At 41.2% G+C, this 26,329-nt stretch carries 28 protein-coding genes and 3 tRNA genes; 9 read left to right on the top strand and 22 right to left on the bottom strand.

Annotation, left to right across the window (positions count from 1 at the left end; genetic code table 11):
- Nucleotides 1-174 precede the first annotated feature (174 nt).
- On the bottom strand, nucleotides 175-1,161 hold the full coding sequence (gene pgl / locus ACLPIE_RS10805) for a 6-phosphogluconolactonase (protein ID WP_430261627.1): 987 nt from the start codon (nucleotides 1,159-1,161) through the stop codon (nucleotides 175-177).
- A gap of 287 nt (nucleotides 1,162-1,448) precedes the next feature.
- Between pgl and ACLPIE_RS10800 the strand changes: the two genes are divergently transcribed.
- Complete coding sequence (locus tag ACLPIE_RS10800) at nucleotides 1,449-2,267, top strand: pyridoxal phosphatase (protein ID WP_430261626.1); 819 nt, start codon at nucleotides 1,449-1,451, stop codon at nucleotides 2,265-2,267.
- Nucleotides 2,268-2,467: 200 nt separating this feature from the next.
- On the opposite strand, the gene modC is transcribed toward ACLPIE_RS10800, so the two are convergent.
- The 3 genes from modC to modA are packed head-to-tail and all read right to left on the bottom strand — an operon-like array spanning nucleotide 2,468 to nucleotide 5,028.
- On the bottom strand, nucleotides 2,468-3,535 hold the full coding sequence (gene modC / locus ACLPIE_RS10795; RefSeq protein ID WP_430261625.1) for a molybdenum ABC transporter ATP-binding protein ModC: 1,068 nt from the start codon (nucleotides 3,533-3,535) through the stop codon (nucleotides 2,468-2,470).
- Nucleotide 3,536: 1 nt separating this feature from the next.
- On the bottom strand, nucleotides 3,537-4,226 hold the full coding sequence (modB, locus tag ACLPIE_RS10790) for a molybdate ABC transporter permease subunit (RefSeq protein WP_430261719.1): 690 nt from the start codon (nucleotides 4,224-4,226) through the stop codon (nucleotides 3,537-3,539).
- A gap of 25 nt (nucleotides 4,227-4,251) precedes the next feature.
- Complete coding sequence (gene modA, locus ACLPIE_RS10785; RefSeq protein WP_430261624.1) at nucleotides 4,252-5,028, bottom strand: molybdate ABC transporter substrate-binding protein; 777 nt, start codon at nucleotides 5,026-5,028, stop codon at nucleotides 4,252-4,254.
- Between the two features lie 273 nt (nucleotides 5,029-5,301).
- Between modA and ACLPIE_RS10780 the strand changes: the two genes are divergently transcribed.
- Nucleotides 5,302-6,351 carry an ElaD/SseL family deubiquitinase gene (locus tag ACLPIE_RS10780; protein ID WP_430261623.1) on the top strand — a complete coding sequence of 350 codons (1,050 nt, stop codon included), beginning with the start codon at nucleotides 5,302-5,304 and terminating at the stop codon, nucleotides 6,349-6,351.
- A gap of 86 nt (nucleotides 6,352-6,437) precedes the next feature.
- Here the strand turns inward: ACLPIE_RS10780 and ACLPIE_RS10775 are convergent, their stop codons facing one another.
- Complete coding sequence (locus tag ACLPIE_RS10775; protein ID WP_004909125.1) at nucleotides 6,438-6,590, bottom strand: AcrZ family multidrug efflux pump-associated protein; 153 nt, start codon at nucleotides 6,588-6,590, stop codon at nucleotides 6,438-6,440.
- A 219-nt stretch (nucleotides 6,591-6,809) separates the two neighbouring features.
- Here ACLPIE_RS10775 and modE point away from each other — a divergent pair, with 219 nt between their 5' ends.
- From modE to ACLPIE_RS10750, 5 genes are all read left to right on the top strand, one after another.
- Entirely contained in the window at nucleotides 6,810-7,598 is a 789-nt protein-coding gene (gene modE, locus ACLPIE_RS10770; protein ID WP_430261622.1) for a molybdenum-dependent transcriptional regulator, read from the top strand.
- A 147-nt stretch (nucleotides 7,599-7,745) separates the two neighbouring features.
- Nucleotides 7,746-9,215, top strand: coding sequence for a molybdate ABC transporter ATP-binding protein ModF (gene modF / locus ACLPIE_RS10765; protein ID WP_430261621.1), 1,470 nt, complete (start codon nucleotides 7,746-7,748; stop codon nucleotides 9,213-9,215).
- A gap of 202 nt (nucleotides 9,216-9,417) precedes the next feature.
- On the top strand, nucleotides 9,418-10,248 hold the full coding sequence (locus tag ACLPIE_RS10760) for a CPBP family intramembrane glutamic endopeptidase (protein ID WP_430261620.1): 831 nt from the start codon (nucleotides 9,418-9,420) through the stop codon (nucleotides 10,246-10,248).
- A 179-nt stretch (nucleotides 10,249-10,427) separates the two neighbouring features.
- A complete protein-coding gene (gene gpmA, locus ACLPIE_RS10755; RefSeq protein ID WP_430261619.1) occupies nucleotides 10,428-11,180 on the top strand; it encodes a 2,3-diphosphoglycerate-dependent phosphoglycerate mutase in 753 nt (250 codons plus the stop codon).
- Between the two features lie 171 nt (nucleotides 11,181-11,351).
- Complete coding sequence (locus tag ACLPIE_RS10750) at nucleotides 11,352-12,095, top strand: hypothetical protein (protein ID WP_430261618.1); 744 nt, start codon at nucleotides 11,352-11,354, stop codon at nucleotides 12,093-12,095.
- Nucleotides 12,096-12,152: 57 nt separating this feature from the next.
- On the opposite strand, the gene aroG is transcribed toward ACLPIE_RS10750, so the two are convergent.
- The 3 genes from aroG to nadA all read right to left on the bottom strand — a co-directional run bounded on the left by aroG (nucleotide 12,153) and on the right by nadA (nucleotide 15,400).
- Nucleotides 12,153-13,208, bottom strand: a complete 1,056-nt coding sequence (gene aroG, locus ACLPIE_RS10745; RefSeq protein WP_430261617.1) for a 3-deoxy-7-phosphoheptulonate synthase AroG — start codon at nucleotides 13,206-13,208, stop codon at nucleotides 12,153-12,155.
- Nucleotides 13,209-13,565: 357 nt separating this feature from the next.
- Nucleotides 13,566-14,288, bottom strand: a complete 723-nt coding sequence (gene pnuC / locus ACLPIE_RS10740; RefSeq protein ID WP_430261616.1) for a nicotinamide riboside transporter PnuC — start codon at nucleotides 14,286-14,288, stop codon at nucleotides 13,566-13,568.
- Nucleotides 14,289-14,359: 71 nt separating this feature from the next.
- Complete coding sequence (gene nadA / locus ACLPIE_RS10735; RefSeq protein ID WP_430261615.1) at nucleotides 14,360-15,400, bottom strand: quinolinate synthase NadA; 1,041 nt, start codon at nucleotides 15,398-15,400, stop codon at nucleotides 14,360-14,362.
- 251 nt (nucleotides 15,401-15,651) lie between these two features.
- On the opposite strand from nadA, the gene ACLPIE_RS10730 reads away from it, so the two are divergent.
- Nucleotides 15,652-16,530, top strand: a complete 879-nt coding sequence (locus tag ACLPIE_RS10730; protein WP_430261614.1) for an aminoglycoside 6-adenylyltransferase — start codon at nucleotides 15,652-15,654, stop codon at nucleotides 16,528-16,530.
- A gap of 205 nt (nucleotides 16,531-16,735) precedes the next feature.
- On the top strand, nucleotides 16,736-16,879 hold the full coding sequence (locus ACLPIE_RS10725; RefSeq protein WP_430261613.1) for a hypothetical protein: 144 nt from the start codon (nucleotides 16,736-16,738) through the stop codon (nucleotides 16,877-16,879).
- Between the two features lie 132 nt (nucleotides 16,880-17,011).
- Here the strand turns inward: ACLPIE_RS10725 and ACLPIE_RS10720 are convergent.
- From ACLPIE_RS10720 to cydA, 14 genes are all read right to left on the bottom strand, one after another.
- Nucleotides 17,012-17,087 (bottom strand) — tRNA-Lys (locus tag ACLPIE_RS10720).
- Nucleotides 17,088-17,128: 41 nt separating this feature from the next.
- Nucleotides 17,129-17,204: transfer RNA gene (locus tag ACLPIE_RS10715), tRNA-Lys, on the bottom strand.
- Nucleotides 17,205-17,245: 41 nt separating this feature from the next.
- Nucleotides 17,246-17,321: transfer RNA gene (locus tag ACLPIE_RS10710), tRNA-Lys, on the bottom strand.
- Between the two features lie 183 nt (nucleotides 17,322-17,504).
- Nucleotides 17,505-18,284, bottom strand: a complete 780-nt coding sequence (cpoB, locus tag ACLPIE_RS10705) for a cell division protein CpoB (RefSeq protein ID WP_430261612.1) — start codon at nucleotides 18,282-18,284, stop codon at nucleotides 17,505-17,507.
- 22 nt (nucleotides 18,285-18,306) lie between these two features.
- Nucleotides 18,307-18,804 (bottom strand): peptidoglycan-associated lipoprotein Pal, encoded by a 498-nt coding sequence (pal, locus tag ACLPIE_RS10700; RefSeq protein WP_047756402.1) that lies wholly within the window; start codon nucleotides 18,802-18,804, stop codon nucleotides 18,307-18,309.
- Between the two features lie 45 nt (nucleotides 18,805-18,849).
- On the bottom strand, nucleotides 18,850-20,142 hold the full coding sequence (gene tolB / locus ACLPIE_RS10695) for a Tol-Pal system beta propeller repeat protein TolB (protein ID WP_430261611.1): 1,293 nt from the start codon (nucleotides 20,140-20,142) through the stop codon (nucleotides 18,850-18,852).
- 146 nt (nucleotides 20,143-20,288) lie between these two features.
- The gene (gene tolA / locus ACLPIE_RS10690; protein WP_430261610.1) at nucleotides 20,289-21,407 is read right to left on the bottom strand and encodes a cell envelope integrity protein TolA; all 1,119 of its coding nucleotides are present in this window, start codon (nucleotides 21,405-21,407) and stop codon (nucleotides 20,289-20,291) included.
- A gap of 51 nt (nucleotides 21,408-21,458) precedes the next feature.
- Nucleotides 21,459-21,881 (bottom strand): colicin uptake protein TolR, encoded by a 423-nt coding sequence (gene tolR / locus ACLPIE_RS10685; protein ID WP_430261609.1) that lies wholly within the window; start codon nucleotides 21,879-21,881, stop codon nucleotides 21,459-21,461.
- Between the two features lie 17 nt (nucleotides 21,882-21,898).
- A complete protein-coding gene (gene tolQ, locus ACLPIE_RS10680; RefSeq protein ID WP_430261608.1) occupies nucleotides 21,899-22,582 on the bottom strand; it encodes a Tol-Pal system protein TolQ in 684 nt (227 codons plus the stop codon).
- Complete coding sequence (ybgC, locus tag ACLPIE_RS10675; RefSeq protein WP_430261607.1) at nucleotides 22,579-22,974, bottom strand: tol-pal system-associated acyl-CoA thioesterase; 396 nt, start codon at nucleotides 22,972-22,974, stop codon at nucleotides 22,579-22,581. Before ybgC ends, tolQ begins: the two co-directional genes overlap by 4 nt.
- Nucleotides 22,975-23,108: 134 nt before the next feature.
- Nucleotides 23,109-23,396: a cyd operon protein YbgE gene (gene ybgE / locus ACLPIE_RS10670; RefSeq protein ID WP_369308368.1), complete on the bottom strand. Its 288-nt coding sequence runs from the start codon at nucleotides 23,394-23,396 to the stop codon at nucleotides 23,109-23,111.
- A 5-nt stretch (nucleotides 23,397-23,401) separates the two neighbouring features.
- Nucleotides 23,402-23,515, bottom strand: a complete 114-nt coding sequence (gene cydX, locus ACLPIE_RS10665) for a cytochrome bd-I oxidase subunit CydX (RefSeq protein WP_004909083.1) — start codon at nucleotides 23,513-23,515, stop codon at nucleotides 23,402-23,404.
- Nucleotides 23,516-23,526: 11 nt separating this feature from the next.
- Entirely contained in the window at nucleotides 23,527-24,666 is a 1,140-nt protein-coding gene (gene cydB / locus ACLPIE_RS10660) for a cytochrome d ubiquinol oxidase subunit II (protein WP_430261606.1), read from the bottom strand.
- Between the two features lie 13 nt (nucleotides 24,667-24,679).
- Nucleotides 24,680-26,248 carry a cytochrome ubiquinol oxidase subunit I gene (gene cydA, locus ACLPIE_RS10655; RefSeq protein ID WP_430261605.1) on the bottom strand — a complete coding sequence of 523 codons (1,569 nt, stop codon included), beginning with the start codon at nucleotides 26,246-26,248 and terminating at the stop codon, nucleotides 24,680-24,682.
- Between the last annotated feature and the right edge of the window lie 81 nt (nucleotides 26,249-26,329).

The raw sequence follows: 26,329 nt of genomic DNA, 5'->3' as shown, positions 1-26,329 counted from the left end.
CCTTAGTTCAAATTGCCGCCAGCAATGCAGTAAAAAATCATACTCTATGATTTTTCTAAGTAATTCGAGTTGTAGCAAGGCGGCAAATGAAGATAACCCAAGGAGCATATACAAGTATGTGACTAAGGTGGCTGAATAGAGCCAACGTAGTCACAGCTTGAAGTATGACAAAGCTTAAAGGATGGTTGAAATAACCCACATAGGGCCTTTGCCGACCGCATAACGTGCTAATAAACTCAATTGACCTGTAATCGGGTCAATTTCAGAGACTGAAATATGGTCTGATTTTTGCCCACTGGAAATTAAAAAACGTCCTGTTGCATCAATATTAAAGCCTCTTGGATGTGTTTCTGTTGGGTATCGATTTTCCAAGGTCAATTCACAGCCATCATCTGAAATAACATAATGACTAATATAGCTTTCTGAGCGTTCGCTCGCGTATAGATGGCGACCATCTGGCGTCACATGGATGTCTGCCGCCCAGCGCTGGCTGTCATTACCCGCAGGGTAGTTTGCCAATGTTTGCATAGTGCGATAACGGGTAAACTTACGGTAAACACCAATGGTTGAGTCCAACTCATTGATACAGTAAATAACCTTTTCACTAGGATGGAAAGCAAGATGGCGAGGACCAGACTGTGGCGCGGTTGTAATTTGGTCGGCACTCGCTTCAGTGAGATAACCATTTTCTTGTAAATCAAATAAGCGAATATGATCTTCCCCTAAGCAAGGCACCCAAAGTTGTTGATTATCAACATCAACATGGGAAGAATGTGGGTTACGCAAGCCTTCGACCACTTGAATTACACGATCGGGAACCCCTTCTTGATTAATGGTTAATACCGCCAAGTTATGTTGATGGTAAGAAGGAACAAATAGATATTTACCATTATTATCAAGGGATAAATGAACGGGAGTACCTGGAATGGATGTTTCTGCTTTTAAACGCAGCGTCCCTTTGTCTTCGATTTCATAGGTTACAACACGAAAATTAGGACGCACACCAATATAAAGGTGTTTTTTATCATGGCTAAGTACCATTGGCTGTACTTGGCCCGGTGTTTTTACTGTTTGTAAAAGAGTAAGTTCTCCCACTTCATTCATCGACCACACGTGAATTTGCTGACTCTCGGGGCTGGCAATATAAACAACCTGATTCATCCTGACTCCTTAATTCATGATAAAAATACGAAATAGTATCAATAGCACCACTATACCTTATATTGCTTAAATTACCGCTAGTAATTGACCTTAGCGCTGATACTGACTGGCAGGAAATGAATAAAACTAAAACGGTTCAGTTCGTTACTATTATCCGCTATGATGATAAAACAACCTTAGCTAACTAACCGGAATGTGGTAGTTTATAGCTGTGCTCAATATATCCTCATTTCCTATACGGATGCTACCAATCGTATAGATAACTCTAAAATCACGTGGAGCCGTTTATGTCATACCGCGTTATTGCGCTCGATCTTGATGGAACACTGCTTGATCACCAGAAAAAAATCCTGCCAGAATCTTTAGCCGCTTTACAAGAAGCCCGCCGCCAAGGCGTTAAAGTGATCATTGTGACAGGTCGTCATCATGTCGCGATTCATCCGTTTTACCAAGCTTTAGATCTTGATACGCCTGCTATCTGTTGTAATGGAACCTATCTATACGATTATTTAGGTAAAAAAGTCCTGAAATCTAATCCAATGACGCTCGATTCAGTGACGCAAATGATCAATAAGCTACGTGGTTCTGAGATTCAACATTTAATGTATGTCGATAATGCGATGCTCTATAACGCACAAACAGAAAGTATTAAACGTACATTGAATTGGGCCGAATCCTTGCCTGTTGCGCAGCGCCCAACCCTTGAATTTGTTGAAGATTATGCTGATGTGATGCACGACTATGATTCTATTTGGAAGTTTGCGGTCAGCTCACCAGATACACAACAACTTCACCAAGTTGTTCAAGAAATTGAAAATGATTTCGGCTTAGACTGCGAATGGTCGTGGGTGGATCAGGTTGATGTCGGCCGCAAAGGTAATAGCAAAGGCCAACGCTTAAAAGAGTGGGTCGAATCTCAAGGGATGACCATGAATGATGTCGTGGCTTTTGGTGATAATTTCAATGATTTAAGCATGCTTACAACCGCAGGTTTAGGCGTCGCGATGGGCAATGCAGTTGATGAAATCAAACAGCAAGCCAAGCTAGTGACTCGCGTTAATACTGAACCCGGTATTGCAGAAGTTATCCGTAAGTACGTCCTATAACGTCCAAATATTTATCATTTCAAGGAAAGCCCTGCTTTCCTTTTTTATTTTTATAAAATTTTAGTCCTCTAAATAGCCTGTAAATAGCCTGCACGGCAGCTAGGCGGCAAAGAAGCTATCCCAAGGAGCATACTAAAGTATGTGACTTGGGTCGCTGAATGTAGCCAACAACGCCACAGCGCCAAAGGCGACGAGTAAAATTATAAATGACGTGACAGCGACACCGACTTCACTTGCGCATAAACTTTGCGCCCTTTACGGATAGAAAGTTCATCACGAGCCCAACGGGTAATACGTGCCCACATGCAGTGTCCTTCGCCTAAATCCAGCTTCACATCCACTTGCTCGCCATCTTCAATCCATTCCACTACTTGTGCAGATAAAATATTACGAATACTACTCACTGGCGGTTTTTCGAGCACCAAAGAAACATCCGATGCATCAATACGTATCCGTAATTGCGTACCCTGCGGGCTGTCCACTCGCGGGAGCCATAATTTTTGCGCGCCAACAATAACCGCTGTCATCTCATAATCAGGGTGTTGACTGTGCACTGTCGCACTAACTACACTGCTCAACGTTTCTTGTTGCAACCAAGGACGTAATGCACTACTTGCCCAAACCTCTTCAAGTGGGCCAAATGCCTTAACCTTTCCTTGAGCCATAACAATGACTTTATCCGCAAGGCGTAATATTTCATCAAGGCTATGGCTTACATACAAAATAGGGATTTTTACATCTTGCGAAAGCTTCTCTAAATACGGCAGTAATTCACGCTTTCTAGGTAAATCCAAAGAAGCTAATGGCTCATCCATCAACAAAATTTCAGGGGCTGTCAATAGCGCTCGCCCAATAGCTACACGCTGTTTTTCACCGCCAGACAATGTAATAGGATAACGATTGAGCAATTTTTCTATACCAAGCAAGCCCACGATATCATCAAAGCGGTTTTTCATTGTAGGTGACATGCCATAACGCAAATTACTTTTCACCCGATAATGGGGAAATAACCGCGCATCCTGAAAGACATAGCCAATATGGCGCTGTTCCGGAGGTAAGCAAATACGCTTTTCCACATCCACCAACGTCCGTCCATTTAATATAATGCGGCCTTTATTCGGCTTAGTTAAACCACCTATCACATTAATTAATGAGGTTTTTCCTGCACCCGATAGACCAAAAACCGCAGTAATACTCTCCGTTGGCAATTGGGTTGCAACTTCAAGCTGTAAGTCCCCTAACTTTTGGGAAAAGTCGAGTTCTAACATATTAGGCTACCCCCAAACGCTTTTTACCCCAACGGGTCAGCCATTCTGAAATTAACAATGAAATCAAGGCAAGAACAATAGCGATAATACACAAACGTGCAGCATCAACCTCTGCTCCTGGTGTTTCAATTAAGGTATACATGGCTAATGGGATCGTTTGAGTTTCACCGGGAATATTCGAAACAAATGTAATCGTCGCACCAAACTCACCGAGTGAACGAGCAAATGCCAGTACAGTGCCAACAATGATACCAGGCAAGGAAAGTGGGATAGTGATCGTAAAGAAAACACGCAATGGCGTAGCGCCTAATGTTCTAGCAGCTTGCTCAAGTTTTCTATCCACCGCCTCAAGAGCTAAACGGATAGCTCGTACCATTAATGGGAATGCCACAACAGCAGAAGCCAATGCAGCGCCTCTCCAGCTAAATGTGAAGCTAAAACCAAACCAGTTATATAGCCATTCACCAATAAAACCGCGTTTTCCCATACTGATCAACAGTAAATACCCCACTACCACCGGCGGTAGCACCAGTGGTAAGTGGATAATACTATCAAGCAGTGTTTTACCCGGGAAATTACAGCGAACCAGAACCCAAGCCACTAAAACCCCCAACGGTAAACTGAGGAGTACCGCTACACTGGAGACTTTTAGACTTAAGTAAATCGCTTCCCATTCATAAGGACTTAACATCTGCAAAAAAATACTCTCTTAACGTTTATTTAGTACGAGGTTCAAAGCCATAACGTTTGAATACTTCTGAAGCCGCAGGGGTTTTTAAGTATTCATAATAATCACGCGTTGCTTTGTTATCTTGATCTTTAACAATCGCCATTGGGTATTCAACCGGTTTATGGGTATCGGCTGGGAACACGCCTACCACTTTGACTTTTTGGCTAGCGACAGCATCAGAACCATACACAATACCTAAAGGTGCTTCTTGGCGCTCAACGAGTGCCATACCGCTACGTACGTTATTCGTACGCGCTAACAGCGGTTCAACCGTTTCCCATGCACCTAAGTTGCTTAACGCTTCTTTTGCATAAATACCAACAGGAACATGATCAGGATCACCCACTGCTAATCGGCCACCATCTAACAATTTTTTCCAATCGGTTTGTTTATTGATTTGAACTTTATCAATTTTTGCATCTTTCGGCGCAATTAATACCAACTCGTTGCCTAATAATGTATAGCGCGTATCTTCTACCATCAATTTCTTATCAATAGCGTAATCCATCCACTGTTGATCCGCGGAGATAAATAAATTAGCCGGTGCCCCTTGCTCAATTTGACGAGCAAGTGTTGAAGAAGACGCATAAGAAGCAACGACTTCAACATGAGTGTCTTTCTTATATTGCTCTGAAATTTCATTCAACGCATTCGTTAATGATGCAGCGGCAAAAACAGTAATTTTATCTGCGGCAAAACTGTGGCTAGCCACCGCTAACGTTGCACCAGCAAGAAGTGATACCAAACCTTTTTTCATTTTCATTCACCATAATATTAATCAACACGCTATATATATCAGGACACAGCGATAACTTAAAGTCAAACCGCGAATAAAAGTGTGCTGGCTCAAGAAATGATGCAATTTTGCTACATGATATCCATAAATGATAAATTATTTCGCCATATTTTTTAGATTACGAAAAATCGTTTTTGTATAGTTAACAACTTATTTCCCTTGTAACTTTATCGGCAAAAATCGTACACATGTGAATATTTCATTCAACTTTTTACAGATCATAAAAACAACGGAAATAATATGGCTATTCATCCAACAGCTCTTTCTCCAACCCAAACTCACTATATGTACGGGCTAACCAATGAGCAATTCAATGGACTATTTGAAAAGGAAATCTCCTCTGAATCCTTAAATTCTTTAGCAACATCTGCGAGTGAAGGGGACTTAAATAGCATTGATTTGCTCCACAATATCGCTCTAAGACAAGACAGTGAAGGAAGAAAAGCAGAGAATATTCTGTTTGATTTATTTAGTGGAAAGCAGTCTGCAAAGATAGGCATAGATAAAGAAATACAAAAAACCAGTCAAAAATTATATCAATTATACCTTGATGGTAAACTCAAAAAGCACCTTTATAATTCGAAATTAACAACGCCTTCTAAGCTCCTCTATATTATTGGGTCTACAATAGAAAAATGTGTTGATAAAATAAATTTAACAAAAATATTGATGAAAAATGAACCCGAGGGATCTTCACTTTGGAATAATGGCAGGATGACGACAAGCGATGAGATTGACTCAATTAACAATCATAATCTAGTTTTACCATCAAACATGATTATCAATGCCTCACTGGGTCTTACCCAACATGGTCAACATTTGTTGGCAGAGATTATTGAACAAAAAACACCAAATGAAACAGGGGGAAATCAGTACGAATTATTTCCTATCAATATCCATGATAACCACTGGATTTTGTTTGTGCTTTATCCCGCAGCCCCACAACATCAGTCTGCAAATCATAAAATGAAATGTGCCATCTTTAATTCATATAATAAGATTGACGCAGATATTCAAGAAGAAATAACTCGGGCAGCCAATAAGGCTGATGTTATTGAAGAAGATATCACCTACATCGAGGGAAACATCCAGCAGCACGTGCCCAATGGTTGTGGACTATTTGTTATTGAAGCCATGAAGCAATTGATTAAAAATCACCAACAAGATCCTGTAAAAGTTCTAAATAAATTTCACCAAGATTTCTCAAGAAAAACGATAGCAGAACAAGAACAATTTAATACTCAAAGCCGACGCCAGCTTTATTCAACTTACTATGACGCTCAGTATTGATAATTTTATTCAATCAAACAAAACCCCCTGACGATATTTACAATCAGGGGGTCTATAATCAGTCAGACAAGAAATTTTGTTAAAAATTACTTGTTTTCAGTATTATGATGGTGAGGTACATGCGCTTTTGACAATAAGTTAAAGAACGCACCAAGACCGTAAATCAGCCCCATAATCAAAAACATAACGACCGGAACCATCATCAGGGCAAAACCCAAACTTTTAATCAGTTCAAACATATAAAAAAAGCCTCTTCAGTGATACTGTGCCCACCAGCCTACATGATACGCTGACGAGGAAAAACTTAATACTCAATACATTGAGTATAAATCAAATCAAAATAATAACGCATATTAACGCTATAATGCAGACTATTTTAGACAAAATATTATACTAACGACATACTAAACGTGCTTTTTACATCTGTCACCACCAACCTAACCGGAAGGGAGAATATTATGCAGGCAGAGATTTTACTCACTCTAAAATTACAAGGCAGCCTATTTGCTGATCCTCGCCGTATCGCACTACTCAAACAAATTAAAGCGACAGGTTCTATCAGCCAAGGAGCTAAGCTCGCAGGGATCAGCTATAAAAGTGCTTGGGATGCTATCAATGAAATGAATCAGCTCACTGATGATATCTTAGTTGATAGAGCAACCGGTGGTAAAGGCGGTGGCGGCACAACACTCACCCATTATGGTGAAAGACTTCTTCAACTTTATGATTTGCTAGAACAAATCCAACAAAAAGCCTTTGATGTTCTAAAAGAAGATAACCTACCTTTAGACAGTTTATTAGCCGCTATTTCACGCTTTTCGCTGCAAACGAGTGCCAGAAACCAATTTTTTGGAACTTTAATCGCACGTGATCATATGCAAGTTCAGCAACATGTGCAAATTCGTTTAGCTGACAACAGTACGGTGATTAACGCCGCACTGACAGAGCAAAGCGCTAACCGCTTAGGCTTAGTTGAAGGGAAAGAAGTCCTCGCATTAATTAAAGCACCTTGGGTGAAAATCACTAAACAACTCAATCCTGTAGGTTTTGATAATCATCTTGAAGGCAAAATTACTACGTTAGAACGGGGTAAAGAGAGCAGCGAGGTGATTGTGACACTAACGGGCGGTGAAACCCTATGTTCAACCATGGCAAATAACGAAGTCGATGCCCAATCATTAAAAGTTAATGACCCCATTACCGCCTTATTCAATGCAGACCAAGTGATCGTCGCCACACTCTGCTAATTTGCGAAGTTAACCTTGCTTACTTGCTATCAAAGTAAGTAAGCATTCATCTTTTTTCTCTGCCAAATGCTCCAACTGTTGACTTTATCCTCAATCCTGATTATTTGTGATAGATGACAAGGTAAATAATCATAATAAGGAAGCTTGATGAGCTCAATAATTATACAGCATGGCAGCTTTAAGCTCAGTGAAACACAAACTCTGGATATTTCGCAACTTGACATAAAAAAAGGTGAAAGTTGGGCTTTCATTGGTTCTAACGGCAGTGGTAAGTCATCACTCGCTCGTGTGTTATCAAATGAACTTCCCCCCCTTTCAGGTGTTGTAAAAAACACATTTTCTTCCCCTGTCCGGCTGTCGTTTGAACAACTGCAAACAATGATTAGTGAAGAATGGCAACGAAACAACACCGATATGTTGAGTGATGATGAAGATGATACAGGGTATACCGCTGCTGAAATTATCCAATTTAACCATAAAGATAACGAATATTGTCTAGAACTGGCTAGCCGATTTGGTATCAGTGATTTGCTCTCTCGTCGCTTTAAATATCTGTCCACAGGTGAAACTCGCAAAGTATTGTTATGTCAAATTCTAATGGGCAACCCTGACCTTCTGATATTGGATGAGCCTTTTGATGGATTAGATATCTATTCGCGCAATAACCTCAGTGAATTGCTCTATAGTTTGTCTGAAAAAGGGCTCACTTTAATTTTAGTGTTAAACCGCTTTGATGAGCTCCCTGACTTTATTGAAAATATGGGGATAGTCGCTGATTGTAAATTGGCCCTGTCCGGAGATAGAGAGTCAGTACTTGCTAACACGCTGATCACACAGTTACAGCACAGTGAAAAAATTAAACAGCTTTCCATTCCTGAAGCAGAAGACCCAACCTCAGATGAAAAATTAGATGAAGCCACGCCCCGGATCATTTTAAAAAATGGCACTGTCAGCTATAACGACAAAACCATTCTGCATGGCTTAAATTGGCAAGTAAACCCAAACGAACACTGGCAAATTATTGGCGAAAATGGCGCAGGGAAATCCACCTTACTTAGCTTGATTACAGGTGACCACCCACAAGGATATAGTAACGACTTAACACTATTTGGTCACCGTAGGGGATCTGGGGAAACGATTTGGGACATTAAACGCCATATTGGCTATGCCAGCAATAGCATCCACCAAGAATATCGTGTTGCCACAAGTGTGCTCAATGTCATTATTTCTGGTTTCCATGACTCCATTGGCTTATACCAAACGCCTTCTGACCGCCAAATTCAATTAGCTTACGAATGGTTAGCCCTATTAGGTTTTTCAGCGCAAACGGCTCAACAACCTTTCCACAGCCTTTCTTGGGGACAACAACGCTTAGTTCTAATTGCCCGAGCACTGGTTAAGCACCCTGCCATGTTAATTCTAGATGAGCCATTACAAGGGCTTGATGGCCTTAACCGGTTGTTAGTTTTAAGGTTTATTGATGTAATGTTAAATCAGGGAACCACTCAATTACTGTTCGTCTCCCACCACCAAGAAGATGCGCCTGCATGTATTACGCACCGCCTAACCTTCGTTCCTGATAATGGAAAATATCGCTACCAAATTGATGAGCTTTAAATTTGTCTCATTTCGCCAATAGCGGCTTGAGCTATTGGCGAATTCAATCTAATGATTAATAAAAAACGCCATAAAAAAAACCTAATACATTGATCTTAATAGATATACAGAGTAATAACTGCCTTTTTTATTAGGAGATTCACTAAAAATAGGTAAACTCTGCCGCTCTTAAATAATTTACATATAAATATAGGTATGATTTATGGCTTGGTTAATATTGGCCTCTTCACTTGCAACACTCACTACACATCGGTTAGTTTCATTATTATTACTGCTTATTTCTGTAATCACCGCAGCCATAACTGGCGTTATCAGTTGGCCTGCTCTCTTACTTCTGACTTTTATCGCTGCTACTGCTTTTATTCGAATCCGTTATCATGACAAGTTATTTCTCAAGATAACCTGTGAAATAGTATTAGTTATCTGCGCGATAGGGCTATTTATTCATATTTTTCCGGGGTTTAATAACTTAAAGTATTTGAATAAAGCCATCGTTGGTGAACAAAGTGCACCATTTACCATGTATTTTAATTTTGATAAAGCTCTGGTTCCCTTTGTCTTATTAGCGTGTTTACCAACTCTATTTATTTCATCGCCCGCCAAAACAGCATCTTCATTGCAATGGTGCTTACTGTTCCTGTCAGTTCCTGTCCTACTGATTATTGCCACACTAGCAGGAGGATTAGGCTTTGAATTACACCTACCAACTTGGTTACCCGCTTTTATCTTGTGTAACTTATTGTTTGTCTCTTTAGCGGAAGAAGCCCTATTCCGCGGTTATTTACAGCAGCGTCTCAATCAATGGCTTGGCTCTCCTTACCTTGCATTAATACTTACAGCTCTCTTGTTTGGTGGCTTACATTTTGCAGGCGGCCCATTATTAATCCTCTTTGCCACCCTCGCGGGTTTAATTTACGGTCTCGCTTGGATGTGGAGTGGTAAATTATGGCTTGCTGTATCGATTCACTTCGGGTTAAATTTGAGTCATCTATTATTTTTTACTTATCCTGTAAAAATGGTGGTTGGGCAATAAATAGGCAAGACAATCACTTTTGAATCAAATTTTCACATGAAAATTTCTTTGATCGTGAGTTTTTTGATTTGGTTTAGATAAAACGCAAGTTGCTACTAGCGTTCGAGATGACTATCCCTATAATGTAACCCAGCAATGATTCATTTTTTAATTTGAATGTACTGATAGGAGTTTTAGCTATGGCTGTAACTAAACTGGTTTTAGTAAGACACGGTGAAAGTGAGTGGAATAAAGAAAACCGTTTCACAGGTTGGACTGATGTAGAGCTGTCAGATAAAGGCCGCGAAGAAGCAAAAATTGCAGGCCAACTGCTAAAAGACGAAGGTTTTGTTTTTGATTTTGCTTACACTTCTGTTCTAAAACGCGCTATCCACACTTTATGGAACATCCTTGATCAAGTTGAACAATCATGGTTACCTGTTGAAAAAAGCTGGAAATTAAATGAGCGTCATTACGGTGCTTTGCAGGGGTTAGACAAATCAGAGACTGCGGCAAAATATGGCGACGAGCAAGTTAAATTATGGCGTCGTGGCTTTGCCATCACTCCTCCAGATCTGTCTAAAGATGATGAGCGTTTCCCAGGCCACGACCCTCGCTACGCGAAACTGTCAGAAAAAGAATTGCCAGTGACTGAAAGCTTAGCAACCACAATTGAGCGCGTTGTCCCTTATTGGGAAGACGTGATCAAACCACGTGTCACCAGTGGTGAGAAAGTGATCATTGCAGCTCACGGTAACTCACTGCGTGCTTTAGTTAAACACTTAGACAACTTAAGTGAAGATGAAATTCTTGAATTAAATATCCCAACTGCGGTACCAATGGTTTATGAGTTCGATGAAAACATGAAACCAATCAAACGTTACTACTTAGGTAACCAAGATGAAATCGCTGCAAAACAAGCCGCAGTTGCAAACCAAGGTAAAGCGAAGTAATTACTTACTTTATCTCTAATACTGGAGGGTTAAGCCATTTGCTTAACCCTTTTTTATTATCTGAAGTCGTATTTTTTACCCTATAAGAAAAAACACTAGCTGTTAGTGTTAGAAAGAGAAATAACCGACTATCATAGGGAAAACACATTGAAAGGTTGATAAAACAGCAAAATGAATAAATTTAATATGTACGTTTGGGTTGGGCTAGTGCTTAATGCCAGTATTTTAGGTTCATTGCTTTATATGATCCAAGGAGGAGAGCTAGTTATTGATGGCTCAGATGGCGCTGCAAACGCTGAGCTTATGAAAACCTTAATGATTATTGCCTGTGTCAGTTTCCCAATACAAATCATCAGTATAATGGTAATGACCTACAAACCACGCCTCGCGATTGGACTTACCATCATTAGTAGTCTTGCATTAATGCCAGTTACCATTGTCTTCGCGATGGGAATGATTTTTTCCGCAATCCGCTGGCGTTATCACCAACTAACCCCGTTTGATACCACTATCAATATTAATTTTGACCAACAAGTCGCCTTCAATAAGCGTTACAACCGTATTTTAGTTATCGCACTTGGTCTTATCAGTATTGTTTTTATCTTACTTAGCCAAAGTTTAGGGATGTTTTTATTTGTGTTAACCATTTTCCTTGGTTACTTTGGTAAGAAAGCGGGGGATGGTGTTTATTTAGCCGTCAAAGATGCGTATTTGTATATTCGTCCGAATATTTTTGCACATTGTTACCGTATACCCTTAAAGGACGTGACCTACCTTAAAGGTGAAAAAGGGAAGTTATTTTTTGCAGTACATGTTGAAGAGTCAAAAATCCAATTATCTGCAACTCCTGCGAATGCAACGCCAGAAGAACAAACCCAACTTGAATCCTTTATCAACAAGATCCCCAAAAATTAATTAATAAAAAAGCCAGTACACTTATTATGAACTGGCTTTAATTTAGGAAAACGTCACTTATTTATTACGTCGAGCAATGACCGCATCAGATAATTGACGTAATACTTTTTCAGTATCATCCCAGCCAATGCATGCATCAGTGACACTTTTACCATAAACTAAAGGTTCACCTGATTCTAAGTTTTGGTTACCTTCTACGAGGTTACTCTCAATCATAATACCGGTAATTGAGCGATCACCATTACTGATTTGTTCACTAACATCTGTTGCAACTTCCATTTGTTTCTCGAATTTTTTACAACTATTCGCATGGCTAAAGTCAATCATAATACTTGGCACTAAGCCTGCTTTTTCGAGCCCTTCACGAACTTCTTTCACATGCTTAGCGCTGTAGTTAGGCTCTTTTCCACCGCGTAAAATGATATGGCAGTCAGGGTTACCGCTTGTATTCACTATCGCAGAATGCCCCCACTTGGTGACAGACAAGAAACAGTGGGCTGATCGCGCTGAGTTAATCGCATCAATTGCAACTTTAATCGAGCCGTCTGTGCCGTTTTTAAAGCCTACTGGACAAGATAAGCCAGACGCAAGTTCACGGTGAATTTGTGATTCCGTAGTACGAGCACCGATAGCTCCCCAACTCATTAAATCAGCCACGTATTGCGGGCTGATAACATCTAAAAACTCACCTGCAGTTGGTAAGCCTTGGTTATTGATTGTCAGCAATAATTCACGAGCAATACGTAAACCATCATTAATATCAAAGCTACAATCCATTTTAGGATCGTTAATCAACCCTTTCCAGCCAACTGTTGTACGCGGTTTTTCGAAATACACACGCATGACTACTTCCAAGGTATCTTTGAGTTCTTCACGCAATTTACCTAAACGCTCTGCGTACTCCAAAGCCGCTTTTGTATCATGGATTGAGCAAGGCCCGATGACGACAACTAATCGATCATCTTTACCTGCTAAAATATTGTGAATAGCAAGGCGGGCTTCATGAACGGTAAACGCAGCTTTATCGGTTGCTGGAAATTTTTCAAGCAGAGCAATAGGTGGTAATAATTCTTTTATTTGTTTTATTCTGACGTCATCGTTCTGATAGTTCATACCCGTATATCCAATGTTTATTATTTTTTACTGTAGTTGATTTGCATGCTAGGTTTCTCCTAAGTTGCTGCGCTTGAATAAAGCGTTGAGCACAACGGTGAATGACTTCACTGAGCTTAAAGAAAACTTACAAGATAATTAGCATCGAATTTTTAATCTAACCGTTCAACCGAGGTCTGTAAACAGGCAAACGCACGATAAAACCCCAGTTTTATTCATCACTAATTATAAAATGAGGCGAAAGGCTGATATTTAGCACAATAAACAAGCTAAAACCCGTTTTGACAGAGCAAAAAATAACTAAAACGGTTAAATGACGATAATGTCACTTTAACCGCTTTAACTGATTTTTTCTGGTTAAACACGCGAAATTGGTGAGGAACCGTTCTCTTTAGCTGATTTTATCCAAAGTCTGGAACCATTAAGCGCGATACCTAATAAAATTAAGTATTCTAAAGACATGGCATAAACACCTTGAATAAAGAAAATCACTATACTAATTACGTTAATAATGACCCACAGTAGCCAGTTTTCCACATACTTACGTGTCATTAAGATCATCGCAACGACAGAAAGTATTGTCATTGCAGAATCCCAAAATGGGAATGCATCCGGTTCAATGGCTGGCATGGCAAGGTTTGCACCAAATACATTCAACAACTCGACTGCCCATGTAGCAAGTACACCAAATACCGCATCGATATTAAATGTTAAGTAGATTATCGCCAAGACTGAAATAACAAGTGTTCCAGAGGCTTTAGGTAGACTCAACCAGCGAATTTTTAACTCTGCTTGTTGTGAGTTAGTCACTCGGCTCCATGCATACCATCCGTAGATATTGGCAATAAAGAAAAATATTTGTAGCAACAGGTTTGCATATAATTGAATTTGAAAAAATATAACTGCAAATAATGAAACGTTAATCAAACCAAATAAATAATTAATAGTCTTTTCTAAGCTGGCTAATAGTATACAAAGCAATCCTGCTACAGTCCCTACGGCTTCAATATACGACAAGTCATATACTGAACCCCAAAGTGGGATTTGCACTAATGTATTGGTTGTACTAAAGAAATCCATCCCGAAGCCCTTATCAATAATCGTTAATGTTGTATTGCTCAGTGCTGCATAAAAATACCACAGGCTTATTTTTATTTTAAACTTTCTGCAAACTCTAGCATCTTATTCAATGGCAATAACGCTTTTTCTCGCAAACTTGCGCTTACCTCTATTTGATGATTCGATGTACTGCCCTCTAGAGCCTCTACAATGGCTTGTAACCCATTCATTGCCATCCAAGGGCAATGGGCGCAAGTACGGCATGTCGCCCCTTCACCTGCTGTAGGCGCGATATACAACGCTTTTTCAGGGCAAGCTTGCTGCATTTTATAAAAAATGCCTTTATCTGTAGCGACAATCATTGATGGATTCGGTAACCTTTGCGCCGCTTTAATTAATTGGCTTGTCGAACCCACCGCATCTGCAAGATCAACAACAGCTTGTGGAGATTCAGGGTGTACTAATACCGCAGCTTCAGGATAAAGCTTTTTCATTTTTTCTAGCGACTGAGTTTTGAATTCATCATGAACGATGCACGCTCCCTGCCAACACAAAATATCAGCCCCTGTTTGCTGTTGCACATAACGGCCTAAGTGGCGATCGGGAGCCCAAATAATTTTTTCGCCTAAGCTATCTAAGTGCTCTATCAATTCTACTGCAATACTTGAGGTCACAACCCAATCAGCCCTAGCTTTAACCGCCGCTGAAGTATTTGCGTAGACGACCACGGTTCTGTCAGGGTGTTGGTCACAAAAACGAATGAATTCCGCTTCTGGGCAGCCAATGTCTAAAGAACATTGCGCGTCTAGGGTTGGCATTAATACGTTTTTTTCAGGGCTGAGTATTTTTGCCGTTTCCCCCATAAACTTCACACCAGCGACAATTAAAGTAGATGCGTCGTGTTTGGCTCCAAAACGCGCCATTTCGAGTGAATCTGCAACGCACCCCCCTGTTTCTTCAGCAAGGGATTGAATGTCAGGATCAGTATAGTAATGTGCAACAATAACTGCATTTTTTTCCACTAATAGCGATTTAATCCGCTCACGATAAAAGGCTTTCTCATCCGAGCTTAATAGCGCGGGTTTTGCTGGGAATGGGTAAACGGACTGCTCAAAATCAATAAACACGCTCATCTCTTGCCCCTGTTTAGCATAAAGCGATTTTAATAATTAAAACAAGCTAAAAACCACCTAAAAACACAATCTTTGTTTTGTATACTAAACAAGATACGCTAATTTGAATAATAAGTCTTCACCAATTTTCTTTATCAGATAGAGTTTCTAAGTACGACTTATGCATTTTTATGTTTTTCACACTTGAATCTTAGCTTTTCTACGCCTTTATCGGTATCTTAGCCATCCATATTTAATTCATTAGGTCAGTTATGGAATCACCTGCATTATTAATAAATAAAATTATTTCTGTTTCATTGCTCGACCCAAGAATTGAGGCCATCGTATTAACTGGCTCTCGAGGGCGAGAACAACATATTGATAGCTACTCCGATATTGACATCGAATTGATAGGTCATGGTGTCACTGAAATATTCAATCAGCAGTCTTGGATTAATCAGTTTGGTGAACCTTTAGTCGCCCGTTATTTACAGAATCTTGAAGAAGATGCCCCTGATTGGCCCACTTGCTTGGCCATCTTTGGAGAAGGCCGCAAAGTGGATTTCACATTCGCTGAACCCGAGCGATTATCTAAGATGAAGCAGGAAGGATTAGATGCCACATTTTCTCGTGGCTTTACTGTATTACTTGATAAAACGGGGATCACTGAAGGCTTACCTGAAAGTACTAACCAACAAGCATTAACTCCCTCTCAATTAACGGCATCACAATTCACTGAAGTTGTATCTGATTTTTGGCATGAAGCACACCAAGTCGCAATAGCTTTGACTCGCGGTGAACTGTGGGTGGCTTGGTCTAGAAGTGCTGATATGAAACAGTATTTTTTGCAATTATTAGAACAACAAGTCATTCTTAAAAATGGTTCTACATGTGATATTTGGTATAAAGGACGTAACTACCATGAGTGGATGCCTAAATCCTATATAGAGGCACTAGAGGTTATTTTTAATTGTGGGACTGCTCAAAGTGCAGCGTTGTCTCTTCAGTGCTTAATGCGCTGCTTTAATGAGGTGACTGTTGAGCTTGCTCGTCTTCAAGGCTTCGATAATATGCAGATTATGGCTGAGAAAATGCAAGAATTACTTATCGGTATTTTACAGGATAATGCCCTACTTCCAGAAATTTTGTAAGTTAATATAAAAGATACAGCAAAGGAATGCTGTGCTTTCATTATAGAGACATGGCCTAGTGACTGAGTTTTATTCGGAGTTGAACTGACTGAGATGATGGTCGTGCAGGATTTAAATTCTACGAATTTAGCCTTCGGCCTGAACCTGCAACCAGCTTGCCGAGGTATGGCTTAATGACTGAGCGTTTATTTGATTGGGAATTAACATGGAAATAACTAAGATGGTGGGTCGTGCAGGATTTAAATTCTACGAATTTAGCCTTCGGCCTGAACCTGCAACCAGCTTGCCGAGGTATGGCTTAATGACTGGGTGTTTACTTGATTGGGAATTAACTTGGATTCAGTTCTAAGATGGTGGGTCGTGCAGGATTTAAATTCTACGAATTTAGCCTTCGGCCTGAACCTGCAACCAGCTTGCCGAGGTATGGCTTAACGACTGGGTGTTTACTTGATTGGGAATTAACTTGGATTCAGTTCTAAGATGGTGGGTCGTGCAGGATTCGAACCTGCGACCAATTGATTAAAAGTCAACTGCTCTACCGACTGAGCTAACGACCCATCTGGACTGCTTTGAATTTTATACTGCTTATTATCTTAGATGGTGGGTCGTGCAGGATTCGAACCTGCGACCAATTGATTAAAAGTCAACTGCTCTACCGACTGAGCTAACGACCCATCTGAACTGCTTTAAATTTTATACTACTCATTATTTTAGATGGTGGGTCGTGCAGGATTCGAACCTGCGACCAATTGATTAAAAGTCAACTGCTCTACCGACTGAGCTAACGACCCATCTAAAACTAAATTTCTTTTTGTATCTCGAAATTTCGGCTAACCGTATTCTCGTATCAACGGCGGCTTATATTACTGATTTCTGACGAGGGTGCAATGATTTTTTTGCAAAAAAAGATTAAACGCACACTTATCATACTGATAACCCCGAAATATTCGGTAATATCGCTTCGGGGTTAGACATTAAAGCGCATTCAGTTTCTTTTCTGCTAACTTAGAGCCTGCACTGTTTGGATATTGCTTCAATACCTGCTGGTAAACAGCCTTTGCTTTATCTTTCTGTCCCTTATCTTGCATGATCAGCCCGACTTTATATAAAGCCTCGCTGCTCTTTTGGGATTTAGGATATTGCTTCACTACAGTTGCAAAATAAAAAGCAGCATCATCCTTACTGCCCTTGTTGTAGTTTAACTGCCCCAACCAATAGTTGGCATTCGATTGATATCCAGATTTTGGATAGGCTTTAATAAACCCCTGCAATGCACCAATCGCTTCATCAATTTGAGCTTTTGATTTACTTTCCATTGCAAGTTTTACCGCTGCATTATAATCGTCCTTCTCATTCCCACCCGTATTCGATGTATTTGAGGAAGATGATGTATTTGATGCGCTAGTATCAGATGTTGTTCCATCACCTGACATTGTTGAATTACTGCCACCTGCGCTGTCTAATTGCATGTATAAATCTTTTTGACGCTCGATAACTTGATTCAACTTGTATTCACTTTCTTGAATCTGACCACGTAACATATCGATATCACGTTGGTTATCAGCGAGTTGCTGTTGGATTTGATACATGATTTGACCTTGAGAATTGACAGCAGTCTCAAGTTGAGCAAGGCGGTCGGTTGTTGAACCAGATCCGACATTGTTGATTGGCGCTTGGGCAATAGCGGCCCAAGGGGCCGCTACGCCAACCAATAACGACAGACCGACTAGTAAGTGTCTGAAGTTACTGTTCATAATAGATAATTTCGCTTATCTATTAGTATGCAATGACTGCACGACGGTTTTTCGCGTAGTCTGCTTCAGTATGACCTAACACAGCTGGTTTTTCTTTACCGTAAGAAACCAGTGAAACTTGGTCACCAGAAACACCTTTGCTTTGCAGATACATTTTTACTGCATTAGCACGACGCTCGCCCAGCGCAATGTTATATTCTGGAGTACCACGCTCATCCGCATGACCTTCAACAACAACACGTACAGATGGGTTGCTACGCAGGAATGCTGCGTGTGCATCTAACATATCCGCGTATTCTGGAGATACGTTATATTTATCAAAACCAAAGTAGACAGTGTTGTTTTGTTGCAGCTGTTCCATTTGCTGACGTGCCAGCTCTTCCGCGGACAGACCTGTGTTAGTTTGGTTAGTAGAAGTATCTACGCCATCTTGGTCATTGTTCTTGTTAGAGCTACAAGCTGCGACTGCCATGATTGGTAACGCGATCATCAGCCCTTTAAGCACTTTATTCAGTTGCATCGTTTTGATCCTTAATATTTTTTTGCCACACATTATTATTATGCATCACAGATACGGCGACCAGGCAGGAAATTTAACCTGTCCATCGGTAGCCGGAAGACGCGCTTTGAAACGCCCGTCGGTCGAAACTAGCTGCAATATAGTCCCCAAGCCTTGAGAGGAGCTATAAATTACCATAGTGCCGTTAGGTGCGATACTCGGCGTTTCATCTAGGAACGTTTTCGTTAAAAATTCAACGTTATTCGTTGCCAGATCTTGTTTGGCGACATGTTGCTGACCGCCGCCGGAGCTGACCATCACTAAGAAAGTACCATCCGGGCTAACATCAGCGTCCTGATTCTGTGTCCCTTCCCAAGAAACACGTTCCGGACTGCCACCATTAATATTCATTTTATAAATCTGCGGACGTCCAGCCTGATCTGATGTGTAAACTAAAGTTTGGCTATCTGGCATCCAGCTTGGTTCCGTATTGTTACTACGGCCATCTGTCACCTGACGAATTTGCCCACTTGCTAAGTCCATAACATATAAATTCAGGCTGCCTGTTTTAGACAGTGCAAATGCCAGTTTTGTGCCATCTGGAGAGAATGCAGGTGCCCCATTATGACGCGGGAAAGATGCGACCTGACGTACAGCTCCTGTTGACAATGTTTGAATGACAAGCGCTGAACTACCGCTTTCAAATGTTACATATGCCAATTTTTCACCATCGGGTGACCAAGCTGGCGACATTAGAGGTTCTGGTGAACGGTGAACCGTAAACTGGTTAAAACCATCATAATCAGAAACTCTTAATTCATATGGGTACTGACCGCCTTTATTAACCACAATATAAGCAATACGTGTACGGAATGCACCACGAATACCCGTTAGTTTTTCAAAAACTTCATCACTTGCAGTATGTGCTGCATAACGCAACCATTCTTTAGTGACTTTAAATTGGTTCTGAGATAAAACAGCACCGGGGTTAGCTGCAACATCAACAAGTTGATAGCTAACAACAAAACTACCGTCAGCGGCAGGCTGTACTTGCCCTACCACAACCGCATTAATCCCTAATGCTGTCCAAGCCTCAGGGATGACTTCAGAGGCCGTGCCGGGCTGCTGAGGCATACGGCTAGGCTCAATCGGGTTAAATTTTCCACTATTACGTAAGTCAGCCCCTACGATTTGACCAATTTCTTGTGGAGGTGTACCTGTACCTGTCCATTTAAATGGAACCACACCAATTGGTTGAGCTGAATTAACACCTTCAGTAATCTCAATACGTATTTCAGCCTGAGCTACTGTCGCCCATAGCATTAGGAACCCTAAAACTACTTTAAAAGCCTGCTTCATTCTTATCTCCCTTACTGCGGATTATTTACTACCGCAATAATTCGCTGAATTTTAACAAAGGTATAATAACAAAACTAGATACCACGCAAACTATTTATTCTAATCCCATTCAATTTTCAATAGAGATAGGTCTGAGTTATTGAAAATTAAGGTTTAAAGACTACCGTACTACCTGCTTTGTTGAATGTATCATAGACTTCTCTACTAGGCGGTTTAGGCATCGTTGCAAGTTTTGCTGCACGAATTGCCGCATCGCATAGCGCCGCATCATTTGCTGGACTATTTTTTGGCGTAATGCTAACCAATAACCCGTCTGGTGCTAGCTTTAATTGCAGTTCACAGGTACGTCCGCGATAAGTATCTGAGTCATAGAACTTACTTTGGATAGCCGCTTTTACTTTACCTGCATAGCTGTCTACATCGGCATTCGAAGCACCCGATTTTTTACCACCACCACTTCCCGCAGCAGCCTGACCGCCCTGTTTACTTGGACCTGATGCGGTTAAGTCACCGAGCAAATCGTCAACTGAAGCGGCATTTTTTGCAGCCTCAGCTTTCGCTTTTGCTGCTTTTGCTTTCGCTTCTTTGTCTGCTTTTTCTTTAGCTTCTTTGTCTGCTTTGGCCTTAGCTTCTTTTTCAGCTTTCTCTTTTGCTTCTTTTTCAGCTTTCTCTTTTGCTTCTTTTTCAGCCTTTTCTTTGGCTTCTTTCTCGGCTTTAGCTTTAGCTGCTTCAGCTTCTTTTTGAGCTTGGGCCTCGGCTTTTGCCTTCGCAGCAGCTTGTTCTTTAATTAATTTCTCTTTTTCTGCTTTCGCTTTCGCGGCAGCTTCTTCCGCTATTTTCTGTTCTTCCTTCGCTTTTTTAGCGGCGTCTAATGCTTTCTTCTGCTGTTCTTCAGCTTTCTTTTGTTGCTCGGCTGTATCTCGCTCAGTTTTGATACGCTCTTCTTCAAGTTGTTGCAGGCGTTTTTGCTCCTGCTCTTGCTTTTCTCTTAGCTCAGCCTCTTGCTTTTGTTCCTGCTCTTTGCGCTCTTTAGCGGCTTGTCTGGCGCTATTTTGTTGTTTTTGCATTTGTTCGTATTGCTCAACAACCACGCCGGGATCAACCATCACCGCATCAATGACAGTCCCCTCTTCCCCGCCGCCGCCAAGTTTGACGACGGAAACTAAAGAGCCTATAACAATCAAGCCAATCAATAGGACGTGCAATACAATTGACATCACTAATGAACGGTTTAAGTTATCTTTTTTCTCTTTTGTCTTTCCCACTCTGGTATCCAAAAAAAGAATTGTGACTTATTCAAACCACAACAACTCAGCCTAAATAGGCTGAGTCATCAAACCGACAGATTTGATCCCTGCTGTGTGCAATATATTCAGCGCCTTAATCACTTCCTCATAAGGAACTTCTTTAGCCCCGCCAATCAAGAAAATCGCTTTAGGATTTTTCTCTAGCTGGCTTTTTGCTTCAGCTGCAATCTGCTCAGGTGGCAGCAATTCTAAAACTTCACCATCAAGTCGCATATTATATTGCCCCACACCCGCTACTTCTAAAATGATGGGGGGGTTGTCACTTGATGATACAGTTTGTGTGTCGGTAGCATCCGGCAATTCAACCTCAACACTTTGGGAAATAATAGGTGCAGTTGCCATAAATATCAGCAATAACACCAACAATACGTCCAATAAAGGAACGATGTTGATTTCCGATTTCAGCTCACGTCTGCGACTAGTGCGCGCCATTCGCTTATCTCCCCGTCTTATTTCTTATCAGCAGAGAATGCTTGACGATGCAAGATAGCTAGAAACTCTTCCATAAAGTTATCGTAGCTTTGCTCTAACTTACTCACACGTAAGTTCAAACGATTGAATGCCATAACGGCTGGGATAGCAGCAAACAAACCTATTGCTGTAGCAATCAACGCCTCCGCAATCCCCGGGGCAACCATTTGCAATGTGGCTTGTTTTACAGCCCCCAGAGCAATAAAGGCATGCATGATCCCCCACACAGTACCAAATAAACCAATATAAGGGCTAATTGAACCGACAGTACCTAAAAATGGGATGTGTGCCTCTACCGATTCTAATTCACGATTCATTGAAATACGCATTGCGCGAGCTGCACCCGTAACCACGGCATCTGGCGCATGAATATTGGCTTGATGTAACCGCACGAACTCTTTAAAACCAGAGTGGAAAATTTGCTCAGCTCCACTCAACTCATCACGGCGAGCTTGGCTTTCTTTATATAAGCGAGATAGCTCAATACCTGACCAGAACTTATCCTCGAACGCTTCGGCTTCGCGTGTCGCCGCGTTTAAAATTTTGGTTCTTTGAATGATGATCGCCCACGATGCAATAGAAAAACCGATCAAAACAAACATAATAAGCTGAACCAAGAGGCTCGCTTTTAGGAATAAATCCAGGATATTCATGTCAGTCACTGTTTAAACTCCGCGACAATAGACTTAGGAAGCGCAATTGGCTTCATTTTTGATGTGTCCACACAAGCAATTAGGACTTTCGCCCCACAAAGCAGGTTACCTTGCGAATCAACTAACCTTTGTTGAAAGGCTAATGAGGCGCGTTTCATTTCCATAATTTGCGTCTCAACTTCCAATAGGTCATCTAGCCTTGCTCCTTTAACAAAATCAATTGTCATGCTACGCACGACAAAACCAATGTTTTCAGCAAGCATACTTTGTTGATTAATACCTTTATTTCGCAGCATTTCAGTTCTTGCTCGCTCAAAAAAGGCTAAATAGCGTGCATGATAGACCACTCCGCCCGCATCTGTATCTTCATAATACACGCGAACAGGCCAGCGAAATAACATAACAATCACTCCGTCCTAGGTTAAATTAATTAACGATGCCACTATACGCAAGACAGTGTCAGTTTGGAATCACTTTGAAAGTAAAGATATCAAAAATAATTATGGGTCTATTGACCCACAATTAGCAATTAGAATTATCTAAAGACTTGAAAAAGTCCCCAAATAAGAATGATGGCAGCTGGCAATGGGTGAAAAATTGCACGAAAGATAACTTTTTGTGGTTTAAAACCAACCCCAAAAATCATCGCCGTACAGGTTGCCCAAATTAATAATAGACCTTGCCATATTTGGAATGAGCTGGTTTTGGCTGCGAACATAGTAGGGTCCCACATTACCGCACCCGCTGTCACTAAAGCTAAAATAAGGATAAGGGCCCTTATCGGCCCCTTATCCAATAGCTGATAGGTTTTATCCACCAGCATTTTATTTACTCACCATCTTTAGCGGCTTTAGAGTCTTCAGAGTGCTCTAACGCTAATGCTGCAATCACTGCAAAACTACAAGCTAACAGCGTGCCAAGAATCCAGGCGAAATACCACATAGTTATGCTCCTTAATACAGTGAGTGCTTGTTGCCTTCGATGAAGTTTTTGTCCAGACGACCAAACATTTTGTAGTAACACCATGAGGTGTATGCCAGTACGATTGGAACAAAGATAATAGCAACCACAGTCATCACTTGTAGTGTGAATAAGCTAGATGTTGCATCCCACATGGTCAAACTTGCATTTGGCATAATGCTTGATGGCATGATGAATGGGAACATTGCTACACCACAGGTTAGAATGATACAAGCGATAGTTAGTGAAGAACTCACAAACGCCCAACCATTTTTGTCTGCTTTACTGAACAGCATAGTCAGTAATGGCAGTGCTAGACCCAGAGCAGGCAGAGCCCACAGAACAGGGTATGTGTTGAAGTTAGTCAACCAAGCACCTGAAACAACTTCTACTGTTTTGTTCAATGGGTTTGATACCGCATGGTGATCAATCGCTGAAGTGATAACATAGCCATCGATTCCCATTACCAACCAAACACCCGCACCAGCAAATGCTAACAGTGTGATTAACGCACAGATATAGGTTGCTTTACGAACACGTAGATACAGTTCGCCAGTGGTTCTCATTTGCAGATACGTTGCACCTTGGGTAACAATCATCATTAAACCAACCACGCCCGCGACCAGACCATACGGATTTAGCAGACCGAACAAGTTACCTGTATAGGTTAAGTACTGTTGGTTATCAATTTCCAATGGAACACCTAATAATAGGTTACCAAATGCAACACCGATAACTAATGGTGGAACGAAACCACCGATGAACAGCCCCCAGTCCCACATGTTACGCCATTTTGGATTCTCCAGTTTTGAACGGTAGTCGAAACCAACCGGACGGAAGAACAAAGCAGCTAACACTAAAATCATCGCGATATAGAAACCAGAGAATGATGCTGCATAGACTTGTGGCCATGCAGCAAACATCGCACCACCTGCCGTGATTAACCAAACTTGGTTACCATCCCAGTGCGGTGCAACGGCATTAATCATGATACGGCGTTCAGTATCTGTTTTACCTAAGATAGGTAATAAGAAGCCAACGCCCATGTCAAAGCCATCCGTGACGGCAAACCCAATCAGTAATACACCGATAAGGACCCACCACACAAACCGAAGAACTTCATAATCAAACATAAGTGGCTCCTATTTACTGAACGTCGTGTGCAGAAGTGTTTTTCTGTTCAAAGTGGTAGCGGCCAGTTTTTAGACTACTCGGCCCTTTACGAGCGAATTTGAACATTAAGAACATTTCAGCAATTAAGAACAGTGTGTACAGACCACAGATCAGTACCAAAGAGAAAATCAGGTCATGGGTCGTTAAGTTAGAGTGAGCAACGGATACTGGTAATACTTCACCAATCGCCCAAGGCTGACGGCCATACTCCGCAACGAACCAACCGGATTCAATTGCAATCCACGGCAATGGAATACCAATCAAAGCAATACGCAGTAACAGTTTGTTTTGACCGATACGATTACGAATAACGGTTAAGAATGACCAACCGATGATTAACAGTAGTAAGAAACCGACACCTACCATGATCCGGAATGCCCAGAACAGTGGTCCTACGTTCGGAATACTATCTTTAACCGCTTTTTGGATCTGTGCTTCTGTTGCATCAACAACATTTGGTGCATATTGTTTCAGCAGCAGGCCATAACCGAGATCTTTTTTGCTCGCTTCGAAAGCGGTACGCAGTTCAGGATCTTTATTACCCGCAAGAAGCTCTTGTAACTGACCATACGCAACCATACCGTTACGGATACGAACTTCATGCTGTTTCATTAGATCTTTCAGACCTAATACAGGCGTATCAACAGAGCGTGTTGCAATGATACCCATCGCCCAAGGAATCGAGATCGCAAATTTGTTTTCTTGCTTCTCAGTATCTGGCCAAGCGATTAAGTTAAATGCCGCTGGAGGCGCATGGGTTTCCCACTCAGCTTCAACTGCAGCCAGTTTAGTTTTTTGCACGTCACCCATTTCGTAACCTGATTCATCACCAAGAACGATAACAGACAGAACGGCAGCGATACCAAAACTTGCCGCGATTGCAAAAGAACGTTTAGCAAAAGCAACATCACGACCTTTAAGTAGGTAGTAAGAGCTAATACCTAAAATAAACATTGCACCGGTACAATAACCTGCAGCAACTGTGTGGACGAACTTAACTTGCGCAACTGGGTTTAAGACTAGCTCAGAAAAGCTAACCATTTCCATACGCATGGTTTCAAAGTTGAAATCTGCTGCGATTGGGTTTTGCATCCAACCGTTTGCAACCAGTATCCACAGAGCAGAGAAGTTAGAACCTAAAGCAACTAACCATGTTACAGCAAGATGTTGTGTTTTGCTTAAACGATCCCAACCAAAGAAGAATAAACCGACAAACGTTGATTCTAAGAAAAACGCCATCAGACCTTCGATTGCAAGAGGTGCACCGAAGATATCCCCAACATAGTGCGCGTAGTAAGACCAGTTAGTACCGAATTGGAACTCCATGGTCAGACCCGTTGCAACACCAAGGGCAAAGTTAATACCGAATAACTTACCCCAGAACTTAGTCATATCTTTATAAATTTGTTTGCCAGACAGCACATATACCGTTTCCATGATCGCAAGCAAAAACGCCATACCAAGCGTTAATGGTACGAATAGGAAGTGATACATCGCAGTTAAGGCAAACTGTAATCGTGACAGTTCGACAATATCAAACATCTTGACTCCTTGCTCCTAGCAGGAAGACACCGACTTGCGGCAACCCGGCTTCCAAATTGATTTTTTAGAAAACCTCTTAAC

Source organism: Providencia sp. Me31A, assembly GCF_050487165.1.
Lineage (GTDB): Bacteria > Pseudomonadota > Gammaproteobacteria > Enterobacterales > Enterobacteriaceae > Providencia.
The sequence above is the reverse complement of the archived record's forward strand: the minus strand, read 5'-3'. Positions and strand labels throughout refer to the sequence as shown.